We start from the raw sequence: 1,544 nt of genomic DNA, 5'->3' as shown, positions 1-1,544 counted from the left end.
GTCGCTGCCGCAGCTTCGGTGCATGGTTTAGCCCCGTTACATCTTCCGCGCAGGCCGACTCGACCAGTGAGCTATTACGCTTTCTTTAAATGATGGCTGCTTCTAAGCCAACATCCTGGCTGTCTGTGCCTTCCCACATCGTTTCCCACTTAACCATGACTTTGGGACCTTAGCTGGCGGTCTGGGTTGTTTCCCTCTTCACGACGGACGTTAGCACCCGCCGTGTGTCTCCCGTGATAACATTCTCCGGTATTCGCAGTTTGCATCGGGTTGGTAAGCCGGGATGGCCCCCTAGCCGAAACAGTGCTCTACCCCCGAAGATGAGTTCACGAGGCGCTACCTAAATAGCTTTCGGGGAGAACCAGCTATCTCCCGGTTTGATTGGCCTTTCACCCCCAGCCACAAGTCATCCGCTAATTTTTCAACATTAGTCGGTTCGGTCCTCCAGTTAGTGTTACCCAACCTTCAACCTGCCCATGGCTAGATCACCGGGTTTCGGGTCTATACCCTGCAACTTAACGCCCAGTTAAGACTCGGTTTCCCTGCGGCTCCCCTATACGGTTAACCTTGCTACAGAATATAAGTCGCTGACCCATTATACAAAAGGTACGCAGTCACCTGACAAATCAGGCTCCCACTGCTTGTACGTACACGGTTTCAGGTTCTGTTTCACTCCCCTCGCCGGGGTTCTTTTCGCCTTTCCCTCACGGTACTGGTTCACTATCGGTCAGTCAGGAGTATTTAGCCTTGGAGGATGGTCCCCCCATATTCAGACAGGATACCACGTGTCCCGCCCTACTCTTCGAACTCACAGTAAATGCATTTTTGTGTACGGGAGTATCACCCTGTACCCTGCGACTTTCCAGACGCTTCCACTAATGCACAAACTGATTCAGGTTCTGGGCTGCTCCCCGTTCGCTCGCCGCTACTGGGGGAATCTCGGTTGATTTCTTTTCCTCTGGGTACTTAGATGTTTCAGTTCCCCAGGTTCGCCTCGCAACACTATGTATTCATGTTGCGATGATGCACAGAGTGCACCGGGTTTCCCCATTCGGACATCGTCGGCTGTAGCGGTTCATATCACCTTACCGACGCTTTACGCAGATTAGCACGTCCTTCATCGCCTCTGACTGCCAGGGCATCCACCGTGTACGCTTAGTCGCTTAACCTCACAACCCACAGGCGTTTTACAACGCATGCAAGCTGCAAGCATTTGAGAGACTCGAACATGTCATTATTCATTTCTTATTACGGAGAAATGAACCGACACGTCGTTTCAATTTTCAGCTTGTTCCGGATTGTTAAAGAGCAAATATCTCAAACGCAGCTCGTAAGCTGGTTTTGAGATACCGTGGAGACACCTTTCACCTGTCACCAAGCAAGTGGCGTCCCCTAGGGGATTCGAACCCCTGTTGCCGCCGTGAAAGGGCGGAGTCCTAACCGCTAGACGAAGGGGACACGATAGTGTCACGACTTCGCAGCCGTCTTGCTCATTACTTTTCTATCAGACAATCTGTGTGAGCACTGCGCGGGAAGGTATCTTC

General features: G+C 51.9%; 1 tRNA gene and 1 rRNA gene. Both read right to left on the bottom strand.

Annotated features, from left to right (window positions below):
- Positions 1 to 1,169: ribosomal RNA gene (locus IAE30_RS29805) — 23S ribosomal RNA — on the bottom strand; the annotation flags it as partial.
- A gap of 214 nt (positions 1,170 to 1,383) precedes the next feature.
- Positions 1,384 to 1,458, bottom strand: a tRNA-Glu gene (locus tag IAE30_RS29800).
- Positions 1,459 to 1,544 lie beyond the last annotated feature (86 nt).

Origin of the sequence: Pantoea sp. S61, assembly GCF_016625145.1 — a bacterium.
GTDB classification, from domain to species: domain Bacteria; phylum Pseudomonadota; class Gammaproteobacteria; order Enterobacterales; family Enterobacteriaceae; genus Pantoea; species Pantoea rwandensis_B.
Note: the sequence above shows the minus strand (reverse complement) of the source record. Positions and strands in the feature narration are given on the sequence as shown.